At 65.5% G+C, this 16189-nt stretch carries 10 protein-coding genes; 3 read left to right on the forward strand and 7 right to left on the reverse strand.

Annotation, left to right across the window (positions count from 1 at the left end):
* Window positions 1-53 precede the first annotated feature (53 nt).
* From glgX to BGP85_RS28810, 7 genes are all read right to left on the reverse strand, one after another.
* Window positions 54-2207: a glycogen debranching protein GlgX gene (gene glgX / locus BGP85_RS01005; RefSeq protein WP_103448102.1), complete on the reverse strand. Its 2154-nt coding sequence runs from the start codon at window positions 2205-2207 to the stop codon at window positions 54-56.
* A 137-nt stretch (window positions 2208-2344) separates the two neighbouring features.
* Window positions 2345-2611 (reverse strand): DUF2934 domain-containing protein, encoded by a 267-nt coding sequence (locus BGP85_RS01010; RefSeq protein WP_103448101.1) that lies wholly within the window; start codon window positions 2609-2611, stop codon window positions 2345-2347.
* Between the two features lie 14 nt (window positions 2612-2625).
* A complete protein-coding gene (locus BGP85_RS01015; protein ID WP_103448100.1) occupies window positions 2626-5400 on the reverse strand; it encodes a malto-oligosyltrehalose synthase in 2775 nt (924 codons plus the stop codon).
* Entirely contained in the window at window positions 5397-7466 is a 2070-nt protein-coding gene (gene malQ, locus BGP85_RS01020) for a 4-alpha-glucanotransferase (protein WP_103448099.1), read from the reverse strand. The genes BGP85_RS01015 and malQ overlap by 4 nt, the downstream gene beginning before the upstream one ends.
* Window positions 7463-9205: a malto-oligosyltrehalose trehalohydrolase gene (gene treZ, locus BGP85_RS01025; RefSeq protein ID WP_103448098.1), complete on the reverse strand. Its 1743-nt coding sequence runs from the start codon at window positions 9203-9205 to the stop codon at window positions 7463-7465. The genes malQ and treZ overlap by 4 nt, the downstream gene beginning before the upstream one ends.
* Window positions 9206-9218: 13 nt before the next feature.
* On the reverse strand, window positions 9219-10778 hold the full coding sequence (gene glgA, locus BGP85_RS01030; RefSeq protein ID WP_103448097.1) for a glycogen synthase GlgA: 1560 nt from the start codon (window positions 10776-10778) through the stop codon (window positions 9219-9221).
* 521 nt (window positions 10779-11299) lie between these two features.
* Complete coding sequence (locus BGP85_RS28810; RefSeq protein ID WP_165837327.1) at window positions 11300-11467, reverse strand: DUF6026 family protein; 168 nt, start codon at window positions 11465-11467, stop codon at window positions 11300-11302.
* 204 nt (window positions 11468-11671) lie between these two features.
* On the opposite strand from BGP85_RS28810, the gene gnd reads away from it, so the two are divergent.
* From gnd to BGP85_RS01045, 3 genes are all read left to right on the forward strand, one after another.
* On the forward strand, window positions 11672-12652 hold the full coding sequence (gene gnd / locus BGP85_RS01035; RefSeq protein ID WP_103448096.1) for a phosphogluconate dehydrogenase (NAD(+)-dependent, decarboxylating): 981 nt from the start codon (window positions 11672-11674) through the stop codon (window positions 12650-12652).
* On the forward strand, window positions 12652-14157 hold the full coding sequence (gene zwf / locus BGP85_RS01040) for a glucose-6-phosphate dehydrogenase (RefSeq protein ID WP_103448095.1): 1506 nt from the start codon (window positions 12652-12654) through the stop codon (window positions 14155-14157). The genes gnd and zwf overlap by 1 nt, the downstream gene beginning before the upstream one ends.
* A gap of 128 nt (window positions 14158-14285) precedes the next feature.
* A complete protein-coding gene (locus BGP85_RS01045; protein ID WP_103448094.1) occupies window positions 14286-16088 on the forward strand; it encodes a glycoside hydrolase family 15 protein in 1803 nt (600 codons plus the stop codon).
* Window positions 16089-16189 lie beyond the last annotated feature (101 nt).

Here is a 16189-nt window from a genome sequence, read left to right on the forward strand (position 1 = left end):
CTGCCCAACATTAGGTATCGAATTTCCAGAGCAAGCTCAGGCAGGCTGAATCACTACTCCTCCTCGCGCTGTAATACCATCAAAAGCAACGACCGGCCTTTGACTTCGAAGGTGCTGTCGAACTGCAGGTGTTGCGGCTTGCGCATCTCTGGCCGGTCGGTATCAATCAGGCAGCTCCAGTACTCGCCTTCGGGCACTGCCGGCAGCAGGAACGGCACCACATCATGGTGCGCATTGACGATCAACAGCATGGTCGCCTCCGACCCCGGTCGCGCGATGCCACTGACCTGCGCGCGGCCATCGATCAGCATGCCCAGGCAGCGGCCGTGCGGGTCTTCCCACTGCTCCACGCTCATCTCGCTGCCATCCGGCGCCAGCCAGGTCACATCCTTGACCCCGATCGCTTCGTTGTAATCGCCGACCAGGAAGCGCGAGCGGCGTAGCACCGGGTATGCCAGGCGCAGGCGAGTCAGGCGCTTGACGAAGGCCAGCAGTTCCTTGCCTTCATCGTCCAGGTCCCAGTTGACCCAGCCGATCTCGCTGTCCTGGCAGTAGGCGTTGTTGTTGCCATGTTGGGTGCGGCTGAATTCATCGCCGGCGACAATCATCGGCGTGCCCTGAGCCAGTAACAGCGTGGCAAAGAAGTTGCGCATCTGGCGCATGCGCAGGGCGTTGATTTCAGGGTCGTCGGTGGGGCCTTCAGCACCACAGTTCCATGACAGGTTGTTGTCGGTGCCGTCCTGGTTGTTCTCGTCGTTGTCTTCGTTGTGCTTGCTGTTGTACGACACCAGGTCACGCAGGGTGAAGCCATCGTGGGCGGTGATGAAGTTGACCGAGGAATACGGCCGGCGCCCGCGGTTGTTGAACATGTCTCCCGAAGCGGTGATCCGTGCGGCGAAATCGGCCAGTTGGCCTTCGTCGCCTTTCCAGAAGGCCCGTGCGGTATCGCGGAAGCGGTCGTTCCACTCGGCCCAGCCGGGCGCGAAGTTGCCCACCTGGTAGCCGCCAGGGCCGCAGTCCCAGGGTTCGGCGATCAGCTTGACCTGGCTGAGCATCGGGTCCTGGCGGCAGGCGACGAGGAATCCGTGGCGCTCGCTATAGCCATCGTGGTAGCGGCCGAGGATGGTCGCCAGGTCGAAGCGGAAACCGTCCACGCGCATTTCCCCGGCCCAGTAGCGCAGCGAGTCGGTGACCAGTTGCAGCACCCGCGGGTGGCTGAGGTCGAGGGTGTTGCCGGTGCCGGAGTCGTTGATGTAGAAGCGCTTGTCGTCAGGCATCAGGCGGTAGTACGAGGCATTGTCGATGCCGCGCATCGACAGGGTCGGGCCGCGTTCGTTGCCTTCGGCGGTGTGGTTGTAGACCACGTCGAGGATCACCTCCAGGCCGGCGTCGTGCAGGTGCGCGACCATCTCCTTGAACTCGGCAATCTTGCCGCTGGCCAGGTAGCGCGGGTGCGGCGCGAAGAAGGCGATGCTGTTGTAGCCCCAGTAGTTGTTCAGGCCTTTTTCCAGCAGGTGCTGGTCGTTGACGAAGGCGTGGATCGGCAGCAGCTCGATGCTCGACACACCCAGGTCCTTGATGTGCTTGAGCAGCTCGTCGTTGGCAAGGCCCGCGAAGGTGCCGCGGAGTTCTTCTGGCACCGCCGGGTGGCGCATGCTGATGCCGCGGGTGTGGGCTTCGTAGATGATCGTGCGTTCCCAGGGCACCTGCACGGGTTGGTCGCGGCCCCAGGTGAAGGCCGGGTCGATGACCTTGCACTTGGGCACGAAGGGCGCGCTGTCGCGTTCGTCGAACGACAGGTCACCGTCGGGGTGGCCGATGGTGTAGCCGAACAGCGCCTCGGACCATTTCAAGCTGCCGACCAGTTGCTTGGCATAGGGGTCGATCAGCAATTTGTTGGGGTTGAAACGATGGCCGTTTTCCGGCTCGTAAGGGCCGTACACGCGGTAACCGTAGACCAGCCCGGGATGAGCATCGGGCAGGTAGCCGTGGTAGATCTCGTCAGTGTACTCGGGCAGTTCGATGCGCTCGATTTCCTGCTCGCCGGTGGAGTCGAACAGACACAGTTCGACCTTGGTGGCGTTGGCCGAGAACAGGGCAAAGTTGACCCCCAGGCCGTCCCAGGTAGCGCCCAGGGGGAAGGGCAGGCCTTCGCGGATACGCGACGGGGCGACGGAGCGGGTTTTCTTCGGGGTACGGGGGCTCATGGCGGTCCTCGATTGGCCGTGGTGATGGGGGGACTGCGGGGACCTGTGAGGGCCGCTTCGCGGGGCAAGCGCGCTCCTAAAGGATATTGCGTCCCCCTGTAGGAGCGGGCTTGCCCCGCGAAGAGGCCCGCACAGGCTTAACCTGCGGTGGGCTTCTTCACTGCGCGAGGCTTCTTGGCGGCAGGCGTTTTTGCCGCAGGCAGGGCAGTGACCTTGGGCTCGGCAGGCGCCTTGGGCTTGGCCGGTGCCCGCTTGCGCGGTTCTGCCTTGGGTGCCAGCGCCTCGGCTTCGGCAAGCTTGCGGGCCATCTCCCAATGGCGCTCCTCTTGCCCCTCCGGCTTACCTTCCGATTCCCAGATCTGGTAAGCAAATTCGCGTACTCGTTTTTCTTCGACACTCATCACGACGCTCCTGAATGCTATGCATGTTCAATCAACAGGTTGAGCGGAAATTGCGACAGAACCGCGCTCAACATCAGCTCCTTTGTAGGGCTGACAGCGGCTGTACCGAAAAGTCCAGTCCAAGTGGCAGGCGACAAGGCAAACGGCAGGATCACCCGGGTGTCGTCCCAGTTCTGTGCCGGGATCAACGGTGTAGTGGCGCCGCCGAGCAGGCCGCTGGCCAGGCGCGGGGCGATAACGATGGCGCGTTGGCTTTCACCCAGGCGGGCGAAGGCGATGACCTGCTCGGCATGCCGGCCCTGCACGTTCAGCGGCAGATAGGCGCCGCGGCGGAACAGCTCGGCATTGGCCTGGCGGCAGTCCAGCACCCGGGCGATCAGGGCCTGCTTGATGCGGCCGTCGCGCCATTGCGCCAGTAGCTCGGCGGGCGCGGTGGCATCGTCCAGGGTGCGGCGCCTGCAAGCGTAGTCCACGGCGCGGCGGTTGTCCGGGTCGACCAGGCTGAAATCCCAGTACTCGTTGCCCTGGTACAGATCGGGCACACCCGGCACGGTCATGCGCAGCAGGCTCTGGACCAGGCCGTTGAGGGCGCCGGGGCAGGCGATCAGTTGTGCAGCATCCGCCAGCGACTGGCGCAGCTGCTGGTTTTCCCGATCCAGCAGCAGTCCGTCGACATAGGCGGCGCAGGCCGCTTCATAGGCCTCGTTCGGCGCGCTCCAGCTGCTGCGCAGCTTGGCTTCGCGCAGGGCCTTCTGTTGCCATTGGCGGATGCGTTCGGCGTACTGGCGCAGCGCGTTGTCGTCGTGCAGGTCGAGGGTCAGTGGCCAGCTGCCCAGCAACGTCTGCAACAGCAGCAGTTCGTCGCCGGGGCTGGGTGCCACACCGTCGTCCAGTTGCTCGCGCAGCGGTGCAGCCAGCTCGCGCCAGTGCTCGACACGACTGGCCAACCATGGGCCGCGCTCGCTCAGTACAGCCAGGCGCGCGCGGCTGTCTTCGCCACGCTTGTGGTCGTGGGTGGCGGTGGCGAGCAGGTTGTCGGGGAAGTCGCGCAGGCGACGCTGGGCCTCGTTATGGAAATGCTCGGTGCCGGCGCTGAAGCGCTCGGCCTCGAAGCCGACATCGTTGCGCGACAACAGCCGCGCCGAACGATAGAAGGCGGTGTCCTCCACGGCCTTGGCGGCACTGGGGGCGGTGAGCTGCTGGAAGCGCACACAGGCATGGCGCAGGTGCTTGCGCGGCCGGCCCGGGGCCATCTGGCGCCAAGGCTGGCCACCAAGCCATTGCTCAAGCTGGTCGAGCAGTGGCCAGTCGGCTTCACCCAGGTCCCTGCGGGCATTGGCCAGGGCCTGTTGGAAGAAGCGTTCGTCCTCTGCCGGGCGTCCGCAGGCGTTGAAGTAGGTGCGATAGACAGGGTAATGCGCAACCAGCGCCTGCAGTGCGCGGCGGATCGCGCCGAGGGTCAGGTCGCGGGTCATCAGGTCGTCGCGGGCGACCTGCAGCAGGGCCTGGGCCACGGATTCGCAGTCGCCGGCCAGGCTGGCGTTGAGCACCAGGTGGCGCGCCAGGCGCACTTCCTCGGCGAAGTCGGGGCGTTCGCTGACGGTGGCCCACAGCTCGGTCAGCGGCGTTTCGCCGGCCGGGTCGTGCTGCAGCAGCGAGACCTGGTTCATGAACTCGTAGCCGGTGGTGCCGTCGGTAAGCCAGTCGCGGTGCAGGTGTTCGTCGGTGCCGAGGATCTTTTCCACGTAGATCGGGAAGTGCTCCAGCGCGGCCTGCAACGGGCGCCTGGCAAGCAGGCTGTCGACCCGGCGACGCAGCTTGCGGCAGTACCCGCGCGGGTCGGCCAGGCCGTCGATATGGTCGATGCGCAGGCCGTCCACCAGGCCGCGCTCGATCAGTTCGAACAGCTTGGCGTGGGTCGCCTCGAACACCACGGCACGCTCCACCCGCAGGCCGCCGAGTTCGTTGATGTCGAAGAAGCGCCGCCAGTTGATGTCATCGGCGGCGGTGCGCCAACTGGCCAGGCGGTAGGTCTGGCGTTCGAGCAGCAAGTGCAGGCGCTTGAAGCCGTTTTCGCTGCGGCTGTCGAAGGCGATCAGGGCCGATTCCAGGTCCGCGCCTTCGCGCACCAGGCGTGCCAGTTCGGCGTGCAGGGGCAGGGCGTCTGCCAGTGGCTCAGGCGCATCGCGCAGCGCGGTGAAATGCTCGGCCAGGGCCTTTAGTGCAGGCTCGGGGCTCTGCGCCAGTATCCAGCCATAGTCCAGCGGGCAGATGGGGAAGCGGTGCTGGTAGTGGGCGATCTGCAGCAGGCCCGATGGCTTGTCGAATTGCAGCGGGATTTCACCGTTCTTCAGCGCCGCGCCATAGTCGCTGCCAAGGAACGGCAGCAGCAACTGCCCGGCCAGCAGTGGGTCGCTGGAGTGCCACTGGATGTCGAAGAACTCCGCGTAGGGGCTGCGCCGGCCCCAGGCCAGCAGGCTCTGCCACCAGGGGTTGTCGGCGCCGCCCACGGCCATGTGGTTGGACACCGTGTCGAGGATCAGCCCCATGCCGTGCTGGCGCAGCGCAGCCACCAGCCGTTGCAACGCGGCCTCGCCACCCAGCTCGGGGTTGACGCAGGTCGGGTCGACCACGTCGTAACCGTGGCGCGAGCCGGCGCGGGCCTTGAGGATGGGCGAGGCATACAGGTGGCTGATGCCCAGCTGGGCAAAATACGGCACCAGTGGCACGGCGTCATCGAGGGTGAAGTCGCTGTGAAATTGCAGGCGCAGGGTCGCGGTCAATGGCTTCATCGGTCGCGCTCCCAGGCTTGCTCACGGGCCTGGGCCAGCAGCTCCAGGCGCCGTGCGGCATCTTCGTCGTCGAGCAGCTCGCGCACCGGCGCGGCGAAGCGCCGACGCCAGTTGGGGTGGCCGCTGGTAGTCCCGGGCAAGTTAGGTTGCTCGTCGCTGCCGAGCAGGTCTTCCAGCGGGATCAGCACCAACGGCGCGCGGGTGTGGCCTACGTAGCGGATGGCGGCATCGATCAAGGCGTCATTGTCCTCTTGCGGGCCATAGTTGGCTTCCAGGGTGCGGCGCAGGCCTTCGCATTCCTTCTGCCTTGTATGGCGCCAGTGCAGTTCGGTGGCGGCGTCGATCAGATGCAGGCGCTGGCTCCAGTCGATGTCGCGGCTTTGCAGCCAGCCGGCCAGCGGCGCCAGGTCGTGAGTGCCGGTGGTGGCCAGGGCGTCGTCCGGCCAGTCGAGAATCGGCTTGAAGTGGCCGGGCTGGGTCTGCTCGAAAGGCAGCACGCGCATGCCCAGCACGGCCTTGGCCGCCAGCTGTTCGCGCAGGCCCTCGGGCACGGTGCCGAGGTCTTCGCCGAGGATGATCGCCTGGTGGCGCACCGACTCCAGGGCCAGCAGGCGCAGCAGGTCTTCCTGCGGGTAGTTGAGGTAGGCGCCCTCGGCAGGCTTGCAGCCCCGGGGAATCAGCCACAGACGGCGCAGGCCCATGACATGGTCGATGCGCAGGCCGCCGGCATGGGCCAGGTTGGCCCGCAGCATCTCGATGAAGGCGCGGTAGCCGTTGCGCTTGAGGCCCTCGGGGGAGAAAGCGCAGATGCCCCAGTCCTGGCCCGAGCGATTGAGGATGTCGGGCGGCGCGCCGACCTTGAGGTTGGCCAGCAGCTCGTCCTGGCGGCTCCAGGCCTGGCTGCCGGCACCATCGGCTCCAACGGCCAGGTCGGCGATCAGGCCGACCGCCATGCCGTTGCTACGTGCGGCGTGCTGGGCGCGTTGCAGGCTGCGCTCGGTCAGCCACTGACAGAAGGCATGGAACTCGACCTTGGCCGGGTAGGCGTTGGCGAAGGCCTCGACTTCCGGGTGGTACGGGTCGTGCCAGGCGCTGGGCCAGTTGCGCCAGTCGGCGCCCAGGCCATGCTCGACGGCTTGCGCCTGCAGCACTTCAAAGCGGCAGTGATGTTCCAGGGCCTGGCCACGTGCCTTACGGAAGCTGTCGAAGTCCTTGCGCAGCGGGTGGTCGGCCTGGCTGAAATCCTGGTACAGCGCTTCGAGCAGGCGCAGGCGAGCGTCGGCGGCTCGGGGCCAGTCCACCAGCGGGCGCTGCTCCAGGTCTTCGAGCACTTGCTCCAGGCCACAGGCCTCGATCGCCATGCGCACGGCACGCTCGCCCAGCAGCGCGGAGGGGCTGGCGTACAGGGTGTTGAGCAACAGGCGGCTGGACGGCGAGTAGGGGCTGTAGTATTGCTGATCGACGGCCGAAAGCGCGTGGATCGGGCTGATCGCCAGGGCATCGGCACCGCGCTCGGCGGCGCTGCGCGCCAGTTGTTCCAGGGCCAGGCAGTCGCCGTAGCCACCATCGCCGCTGCGTCGCAGGCTGTAGAGCTGCACCGCCAGGCCCCAGCAGCGCGGCGACGGTTCGGCGACCGCGTCTGCCAGGCTGTGGCAGCGCGGCGGTGCCACGGCCAGGGTGAAGCTGCGTTCGTTGATCTGCAGCAGGTGATAGCCGACCGGCAGGCCGCCGGGCAGGTTGCCTTGGGCATCGAGGGTCAGGTACTGCAGGCGGTTGCTTTCCAGGGTACAGCGCACGGCGCTGCCCGGCGGGAAGTAGCGGCGCAAGGGCAGCGGCTGGTCAAGTTCGGCGGTGATCAGCGGGGGCAGGTGTTCGGCGTCTTCGGCGGCTTCCACGGCGCGCAGGCTGGCCTGGATGGCAGGCTCGTCGCCGGCGGGGTGGCCCAGGCCGTCGAGGACCTTGCGCAGCACCTCGTCGCTGACCTGTTGTGGCCGGTTGTTGGCGTCGATCCAGTCGCGGGCCAGCCCGACGCGGGCGGCCAGTCGGTGCAAGGCGGTTTCGCTCATGGGCGCTCCTGGCCAGGTGATAGCAGGCTGACCACACAGCTGTGGGCGGACAGCGCAGTGTCGGGGTGAGTGGTGTCGCTGCTGTCGAACAGGCGCCGCTCGACGGCGGGCAGGGCGACCGCCTGGGGCGCGGCGGCCAGGTTCAGGTCGATGCGCAGGGTGCTGCCATCGCCTAGCTGCCAGCGCGCAGTGAGCGCCTTGTCGCCCAGCACCTCGGCGCCCAGGGCGCGGCTGCCGGGCAGGTGGGGGATGACATGGCGCCGGCGCAGGTCGAGCAGCTGCTGATAAAGGCCGTGCCAGCCGGCGATGACTTCCTTGTTTTGCGGCCGCGATGCCTCAAAGGTCTGTTCGGCATTGGGGTCGGGTATGTGTTCGCGTTGCTCGTGGTCGGCGAATGCCTTGAAGTGGGCGAATTCGCCGCGCCGGCCCTCGCGCACGGCGTCGGCCAGGTCGTCGTGGAAGTCGGTGAAGAACAGGAACGGCCGGCAACTGCCATCGTCATCGCCCATGAACAGCAACGGGATCATCGGCGCCAGCAGCAACAGGCCGGTGGCCGCACGCAGGGCCGCAGGCGGGCACAGGCGCGTCAGGCGTTCGCCCAGGGCACGGTTGCCGACCTGGTCATGGTTCTGCAGGAACAGCACGAAGGCACTTGGCGCCAGGTGCCCGCTGGGTTCGCCGCGTGGCGTGCCGTGGCGGTTGGCCTGGCCCTGGAACACGAAGCCTTCGGACAGGCAGCGGGCCAGTTTGTCGATGGGTTTTTCCTGGTAGTCGGCGTAGTACCCTTCGGTTTCCCCGGTCAGCAGCACATGCAGGGCGTTGTGGCCATCGTCGTTCCACTGGGCATCGAAACCCTGTTCGAGCAGCGTGGCCTGGTTGTGCTCATTCTCCAGCACCAGCCACACATGCCGGCCGGGCTCGACGGCGGCGCGCACCCGCTGCGCCAGTTCGATGAGGAAGTCGGGTTGGTCGATGGCGTGCACGGCATCCAGGCGAAGGCCGTCGCAGCGGTAGTCGCACAGCCACATCAGGGCGTTCTGGATGAAGTAATCGCGCACCTCGCGGCGGCGAAAATCGATGGCCGCGCCCCAAGGCGTCTGGCGGTCTTCGCGGAAGAACGGGCTGGCGTACTGGTGCAGGTAGTTGCCGTCCGGGCCGAAGTGGTTGTAGACCACATCTACCAGCACCATCAGCCCCAGGCCGTGGGCGCGGTCCACCAGTGCGCACAGTTGCTCGGGGCTGCCATAGGTGTGCTGCGGCGCATAGGGCAGCACACCGTCATAGCCCCAGTTGCGCTCGCCGGGGAACTGGCCCAGGGGCATCAGCTCGATGGCACTGATGCCCAGTTCGGCCAGCCGCGGCAACTGCCGGGCGACACCTGGATAGCCTTCGAGCACGCCGACGTGCAGCTCCATGATTACCGCTTCATGCCACGGCCGCCCTTGCCAGGGGTGCTGCCAGGCGTAGGCGCCGGTGTCCACGACCTGGCTCGGCCCGTGCACCCCTTCGGGCTGGTAGCGCGACGCCGGGTCGGCTACCTGCAGCTTGCCGTCGATACGGTAGTGGTAGCGGTCACCGGCCTGGCACGGGGCAACTCCCGTGTACCAGCCGTCGCCATCGGGCAGCAGCTCGATGGCCGGCTGCTGCTCCAGTTCCAGGCTCACGCTGCGCGCATCGGGCGCCCATAGGGCGAAGCGCGCCGACGTGGCGTCGAGCAGGTGTGCGCCATGCCTGTGCATCTTCGACCCCCGCTCAGTAGTGGCTCAGGTGTGCCTGCTTGACCAGGTCCTCGTAGAGGCGCGCGTAGGGCTCCACTGCCTGGCACCAGTTGAACGGCTGGGTCATCGACAGGCAGCGCATGGCATTGAGCAGGTCCTTCTTGCTGTAGATGTAGAACGCCCGGCTCAGGGCTTCGCGGTAGCTGTCGACAGTCGACTCATCGAACAGGAAACCAGTGACGCCGTTCTCGATGGTGTCGGCCAGGCCACCGGTGTTGCGTGCCACCGGCAGCGAACCAAAGCGCTGGGCGTACATCTGGCTCAGGCCGCAGGGCTCGTAGCGCGAGGGCATCAGCAAGAAGTCGCTGCCGGCGAACATGCGCCGGGCGTCGGTTTCGTTGAAGCCGATGCGCACGCCGATGCGGCCTGGGTGACGCAGGGCCAGTTCACGCATGGCCTGCTCTTCTTCCGGCTCACCGCGGCCGATGATCGCGATCTGCCCACCTTGCCCGACGATGTAGTCGGCAACGCCAAGGGTCAGGTCCAGGCCTTTCTGGTAGACCAGCCGCGAGACCACGGCGAACAGCGGCCCTTCGGACGGCTCCAGTTCGAACAGTTTGCGCACTTCGGCGCTATTGCGAGCTTTGCCGTCCCAGTCATTGATGCTGAAGTTGTGTTGCAAGTGCTGGTCGGTGGCCGAGTCCCAGCTTTCGTCGATGCCGTTGGGGATGCCGCCGAGCAGGCCTTGCTGGGCCTTGCTGGCCAGGAAACCATCGAGCCCGCAGCCAAATTCCGGGGTGGTGATTTCCTGGGCGTAGGTGGCGCTGACCGTGGTGATGTGGCTGGAGTAGGCAAGGCCGGCCTTGAGGAACGACAGCTTGCCGTAGAACTCCATGCCTTCCTGTTGCATGGCATGGTCGGGGATCGCCAGCTCTGGGCTGCAGCCGCGGCTGTAGACGCCCTGATAGGCCAGGTTGTGAATGGTGAACAAGGTCGGCGTGTTCAGCCCGCGCCAGTGCATGTAGGCCGGCGCCAGGCCGGCGGGCCAGTCATGCGCATGGACCACTTCGGGCTTCCAGTGGATCTTGCCTTCGCCGGCCGCGATCTCGGCTGCGGCCAGGCCCAGGCGGGCGAAACGGATATGGTTGTCGGGCCAGTCGCGGCCATTGTTGGCACCATAGGGGGTGCCGTCGCGTTGGTACAGCTCGGGGCAGATCAGCACGTAGATGACCAGCCCGTCGGCCATGTCCATGCGGCCGATCTTGCACGGTGGCAGGGCCGCGTGGCCGCCGAGTTCGCCGACGATATGAATCGGGTTATCGCTTTCCATCACTTGGCGGTAGCCGGGGATCAGCACCCGCACATCGTGCAGGTGCGCCAGCGCGCGGGGCAGCGCCGCAGACACGTCGCCGAGGCCGCCGGTCTTGACCAGATCAGCAATTTCAGAGGTGACGAACAGGATTTTGCGCTTGTTCGGGTTGTGCTGGCGCTGGGCGCCGGGTGCCGTGCCTGTCTTGGCGAAGTCCGGGGTGAGCGGTTCGCGGTTGTCCGGGTTGAATGAATCTACGTGAGGCTCGACAGCGGCACTGATCATACTTCTCTCCGTCCCTAAGTGTTGGCAGGGTGCTGGCACCCGTTGCGATCTTTCGTGTTGGTCTCTCTGAATTTTGTCGTTGCGTAAAGCGATCCATGCCCCGAAGTCGTGCGCACAGGCACAACGCGATCAGCATTCCGGCCGACGGCGATTGGACTGGCTGGGGTAGGCGGGCCGTGCGAAGGAAGTCCTTTTGCGTTTGGCCTACTCAGTAGCTGACACGCCCCCGTTTCCAAAAGTTCGACTTTTTTACGTCGCTCTTCCTCTGAGCAAATGGCGGGCCGAAACCTGAGTGTAGGAGAGCGGGAGATAAAAAAGTGACCCATTGGTCACTTTCGTTATGACGCGAGATAGACGCAAACGTTGGCGTGTGTGACCGAATGTGAACCGAGGTGTTCTAGGGTGGGGCAGGGCTAATTTACGCGTGCGCCATCGGGTGGCCGGCCAGCGTGTTGTGCACCATGATGGGGCGAGATTTCAGCAGTGTGGGAGCGGGAAGCTCCCACCGGGGAGGGGATAAATCAGAGGCTGACGGTTTTGCCGTCGCTACGCGCCTGTTCCAGCAACATATGCAACTGAGCAACCTGCTGGCGCAGCTGGTCACGTTCGTCCTTGAGTTTACGCAGCTCATCGCGGCGCACGGAGACATAGAGGGTCTGGGTTGGAGTAGCAGGCATCAAGGTACCCATGAGCACACCTCGCGGTTTTGGCTGGTGACAGTTAAAGCGTAGTCGCTTCACGCGGCGCGCATTCTGAATTCTTTCTCGGCTCATGGGAACTTTTTTGTTTAACGTTGTCGCGCCGTTCGTCGCTGAACCCTCAGGCGTCGTGCTGGACTAATCTGGAAAGTTGAACTGTGTTTGTCATCCATTTCGAAAGGGGAGCATCGGCTCATGCAATTGGGAATCGTCGGGCTGGGCCGCATGGGCGGCAATATCGCAAGGCGGCTGATGCGCGCCGGCCACCAAACCGTGGTGCACGATCGTAACCGTGATGCCGTCGATACCTTGCATCGCGAGGGCGCCCTGGGCGCCCATGACCTCGGCGCGCTGGTGCAGAAGCTCAAGGCGCCACGCGCGGTGTGGGTGATGCTGCCGGCGGGCGAGCCTACCGAGCAGACCATCGCCCAGCTGGCCGAGCTGCTGGAGCCGGGCGATGCCATCATCGACGGTGGCAACACCTTCTATAAGGATGACATGCGCCGTGCGGCCGAGCTGAGCAAGCGCGGCCTGCATTACCTGGACGTCGGCACCTCTGGCGGTGTCTGGGGCCTGGACCGCGGTTACTGCATGATGATCGGTGGCGAGCAGGAGGTCTTCGAGCGCCTGGAACCGCTGTTCAAGGCGCTGGCACCGGGTGTCGGCGACATTCCGCGTACCCACGGCCGCAACGGTGAGCACCAGCGTGCCGAGCACGGCTACATCCATGCCGGCCCACCGGGCGCCGGGCATTACGTGAAGATGGTGCACAACGGTATCGAGTACGGCCTGATGCAGGCCTACGCCGAAGGCTTCGACCTGCTGCGCAGCAAGGGCGGCAACGAGCTGCCGGAAGACCAGCGCTTCGACCTGAACGTGGCCGAGATCGCCGAGGTCTGGCGACGTGGCAGCGTGGTCACCTCCTGGCTGCTCGACCTCACCGCCGATGCGCTGGTAGCGGACCCACAGCTGGCGCAGTTCAGTGGCTCGGTGTCCGACAGCGGCGAAGGTCGCTGGACCATTGACGCCGCCGTTGAACAAGCGGTGCCGGTGCCGGTGCTGTCCAGCGCGCTGTTCGCCCGCTTCCGCTCGCGTCAGCAGCAGGGCACCTATGGCGACAAGATTCTCTCGGCCATGCGCCTGGGCTTCGGTGGCCACGTCGAGAAAAAAGACTGATGAGCAAACAGACCATTCCTGCTGCTCCGCCCTGCACGCTGTTCCTGTTTGGCGCCAACGGTGACCTGGTCAAGCGCCTGCTGATGCCGGCGCTTTACAACCTCAGCCGTGACGGTTTGCTGGACCGCAACCTGCGCATTGTCGGCGTCGACCACAACCCGGCCACGGCCGATGAATTCGCCGGGCGCCTGCATGCCTTCATGCAGGAACGCGACAAAGGCGGCGAGGGCGCTGCCAAATGCCTGGACGAAAAACTCTGGGCCCGGCTGGCGAAACGTCTGGACTACCAGACTGGCGACTTTCTCGACCCTGCGACCTATGCGGCGTTGGCCAAACGTATCGAAAAAACCAGCCACGGCAACGCCATCTTTTACCTGGCCACTTCGCCGCGCTTCTTCCCCGAGGTGGCTCAACGCCTGGGCGCAGCCGGCCTGCTCGACGAGTCTGCCGGCGGCTTCCGACGTGTGGTGGTGGAAAAGCCCTTCGGCACCGACCTGGCCAGTGCCGAGGCGCTCAATGCCTGCCTGCTGAAGGTGATGAGCGAGCGGCAGATCTACCGCATCGACCATTACCTGGGCAAGGAAACGGTGCAGAACATTCTGGTCAGCCGTTTCTCCAACGGCCTGTTCGAGTCGTTCTGGAACAACCACTACATCGACCATGTACAGATCACCGCCGCCGAGACGGTTGGTGTCGAGACCCGCGGCGCGTTCTATGACACCACCGGTGCCCTGCGTGACATGGTACCCAACCACCTGTTCCAGCTGCTGGCGATGGTGGCCATGGAGCCACCGGCGGCGTTTGGCGCCGATGCCGTGCGTGGCGAGAAGGCCAAGGTGATCGGTGCCATCCGCCCCTGGTCGGCAAAGATGGCCCTGAAGAACTCGGTGCGTGGCCAATACGTGGCGTGCAGGCAGGGCCGCAAGCCGCTGCCGGGGTATCGCCAGGAAAACAACGTCGCAGCCGACAGCCAGACCGAAACCTACGTGGCGCTCAAGGTGATGATCGACAACTGGCGCTGGGCCGGGGTGCCGTTCTACTTGCGTACCGGCAAGCGCATGAGCGTACGCGACACCGAGATCGCCATCTGCTTCAAGCCGGCGCCCTACGCGCAGTTTCGCGAGTCGGAACTGGAACGGCCCAAGCCCAATTACCTGAAGATCCAGATCCAGCCCAACGAAGGCATGTGGTTCGACCTGCAGGCCAAGCGGCCAGGGCCGGAGCTGGTGATGGAGAACATCGAACTGGGCTTTGCCTACAAGGACTTCTTCAAGATGACCCCGGCCACGGGCTACGAAACACTGATCTATGACTGCCTGACCGGCGACCAGACTTTGTTCCAGCGGGCCGACAACATCGAGAATGGCTGGCGCGCGGTACAGCCATTTCTCGATGCCTGGGCCCAGGGGGGCGAGGTGCATGAGTACCCGGCAGGGCAGGATGGCCCCGAAGAAGGCAATGAACTGCTGACTCGCGACAAGCGCGAGTGGCACAAGCTGGGGTGACAGTGCTTTGTTGCCTGCTCGGGCCCCTTCGCGGGGCAAGCCCGCTCCTACAGGAGTACGCAACTCCCTGTAGGAGCGGGCTTGCCCCGCGAAGAGGCCGGCACAGGCAACCTCATAAAGGAGGTTGAATGCCCGCCCACATCGAAGACTACGCCCTGCTCGGCAATTGTCGCAGCGCCGCCTTGGTCAGCCGCGATGGCTCGCTCGACTGGTTATGCCTGCCGCGCTTCGACGCCCCGGCCGTGTTTGCCGCGCTGCTGGGCAACGAAGAGAACGGCCGCTGGCGCCTGGCACCCAGCGACCCCGTCGAGCACTGCAGCCGCCAGTACCTGGGCGACACTCTGGTGCTGGAAACCACCTGGGTCACCGCCAGCGGCCGCGCCCGGGTGCTCGACTTCATGCCGCTGGACGAGGTCAACTCGGTAGTGCGCATCGTCGAGGGGCTGTCCGGCGAGACCAACTTTGAAATGGACCTGGTGCTGCGCTTCGACTACGGTCGCAGCGTGCCGTGGGTAGAGAAAATCGACCCGCTGACGCTCAGCGCGGTGGCCGGCCCCGATCGTGTGATCCTGCGCAGCAGCGTGGTACCCCACGGCCTCGACCACCACACCGTCGCCCGTTTTCGCGTGGGGGCTGGTGAGCGCCAGCTCTTCAGCATGCGTCACCAGCCCTCGCACTTACCGGTGCAACCCGACTGCGACATCGACCAGGCGCTGCATCACACCCTTACCCACTGGCAGGCGTTTGCCGACCGTTGTCCCGAGGTCGGCCCCTACACCGGCCTGGTCCGCCGTTCGCTGCTCACCCTAAAGGCCATGACCTACGCGCCCACCGGCGGCATCGTCGCAGCGGTCACCACCTCGCTGCCCGAACGCATCGGTCACGAGCGCAACTGGGATTACCGCTTCTGCTGGCTGCGCGACGCCACCATGACCTTGCTGGCGTTCATGAACCTCGGCTATTTCGACGAAGCCCAGGCCTGGCGCGAATGGCTGCTGCGCTCGGTGGCCGGCAACCCTGAACAGATGCAGATCATGTATGGCCTGGCCGGCGAGCGCGACCTCACCGAGTACACCTTGCCCTGGCTGGCCGGCTACGAACACTCGCAGCCGGTGCGGGTCGGCAATGCCGCGTCGGAACAGGTGCAGCTGGACATCTATGGCGAACTGGCCGATGCCATGACCCAGGCGATCAAGGGCGGCCTGCCGCGCCACCCGCGCAGTGCGGCGATCTCCCGGCTGATCCTGCCTTATGTCGAGCGCATCTGGCGCGACCCTGACGAAGGTATCTGGGAAGTGCGCGGTGGCCGTCAGCATTTCGTCCACTCCAAGGTCATGGCCTGGGTCGCCTTCGACCGTGCGGCGGGGCTGGCCGACACCACCGAGGAAGGCCGTGAGCATGGCCGCCACTATCGGCAGGTGGCTGACGAGATTCATCGGGAGGTCTGCGCGCGCGGGCTCGATGACAGCGGCCAGCACTTCGTCCAGGCTTACGGTTCGAGTGAGATGGACGCCAGCCTGTTGCAGATCGCCTTGACCGGTTTCCTGCCAGCCCAGGACCCACGCTTTCAGCGCACCTTGGCGCAGATCGAGCAGCGCCTGCTGAAGAATGGCCTGCTGCTGCGCTACGACAGCGACAGCGACAGCTGCAGCGACGGGCTGACGCCGGGGGAGGGCACGTTCCTGGTGTGCTCGTTCTGGCTGGCGGATGTGTACGTGCTGCTGGGGCGCGAGGCCGAGGCCCGGGCGCTGTACGAAAAGCTCACCGGGCTATGCAACGACGTCGGCCTGCTGGCCGAACAGTACGACCCTGCTGGCAAGCGCATGCTCGGCAACTTCCCCCAGGCGTTCAGCCATATCGGCATCATCAACACGGCGCTGAACCTGCACCGGGCAGAGTGCCCGGTGCGCGATCGGGCACGTTGTGGCTAGGGATCAACTTAGTGTGTGACGCATTGCGTCACACATGATACTTTGCTTCGTGTGATGCATGGGGTCACACTCTGGCTGTCTCCCAAATGGACGCGGCGAGC

This window comes from Pseudomonas putida (genome assembly GCF_002906855.1).
GTDB classification, from domain to species: domain Bacteria; phylum Pseudomonadota; class Gammaproteobacteria; order Pseudomonadales; family Pseudomonadaceae; genus Aquipseudomonas; species Aquipseudomonas putida_N.

Bases quoted from the DNA above. Each gene is read 5' to 3' on its own strand.
- BGP85_RS28810 (WP_165837327.1), bottom strand. From the start codon at position 11,467: ATGGGTACCTTGATGCCTGCTACTCCAACCCAGACCCTCTATGTCTCC.
- zwf (WP_103448095.1), top strand. From the start codon at position 12,652: ATGAGCAAACAGACCATTCCTGCTGCTCCGCCCTGCACGCTGTTCCTG.
- glgA (WP_103448097.1), bottom strand. From the start codon at position 10,778: ATGATCAGTGCCGCTGTCGAGCCTCACGTAGATTCATTCAACCCGGAC.
- treZ (WP_103448098.1), bottom strand. From the start codon at position 9,205: ATGCACAGGCATGGCGCACACCTGCTCGACGCCACGTCGGCGCGCTTC.
- BGP85_RS01015 (WP_103448100.1), bottom strand. From the start codon at position 5,400: ATGAAGCCATTGACCGCGACCCTGCGCCTGCAATTTCACAGCGACTTC.
- malQ (WP_103448099.1), bottom strand. From the start codon at position 7,466: ATGAGCGAAACCGCCTTGCACCGACTGGCCGCCCGCGTCGGGCTGGCC.
- gnd (WP_103448096.1), top strand. From the start codon at position 11,672: ATGCAATTGGGAATCGTCGGGCTGGGCCGCATGGGCGGCAATATCGCA.
- BGP85_RS01045 (WP_103448094.1), top strand. From the start codon at position 14,286: ATGCCCGCCCACATCGAAGACTACGCCCTGCTCGGCAATTGTCGCAGC.
- glgX (WP_103448102.1), bottom strand. From the start codon at position 2,207: ATGAGCCCCCGTACCCCGAAGAAAACCCGCTCCGTCGCCCCGTCGCGT.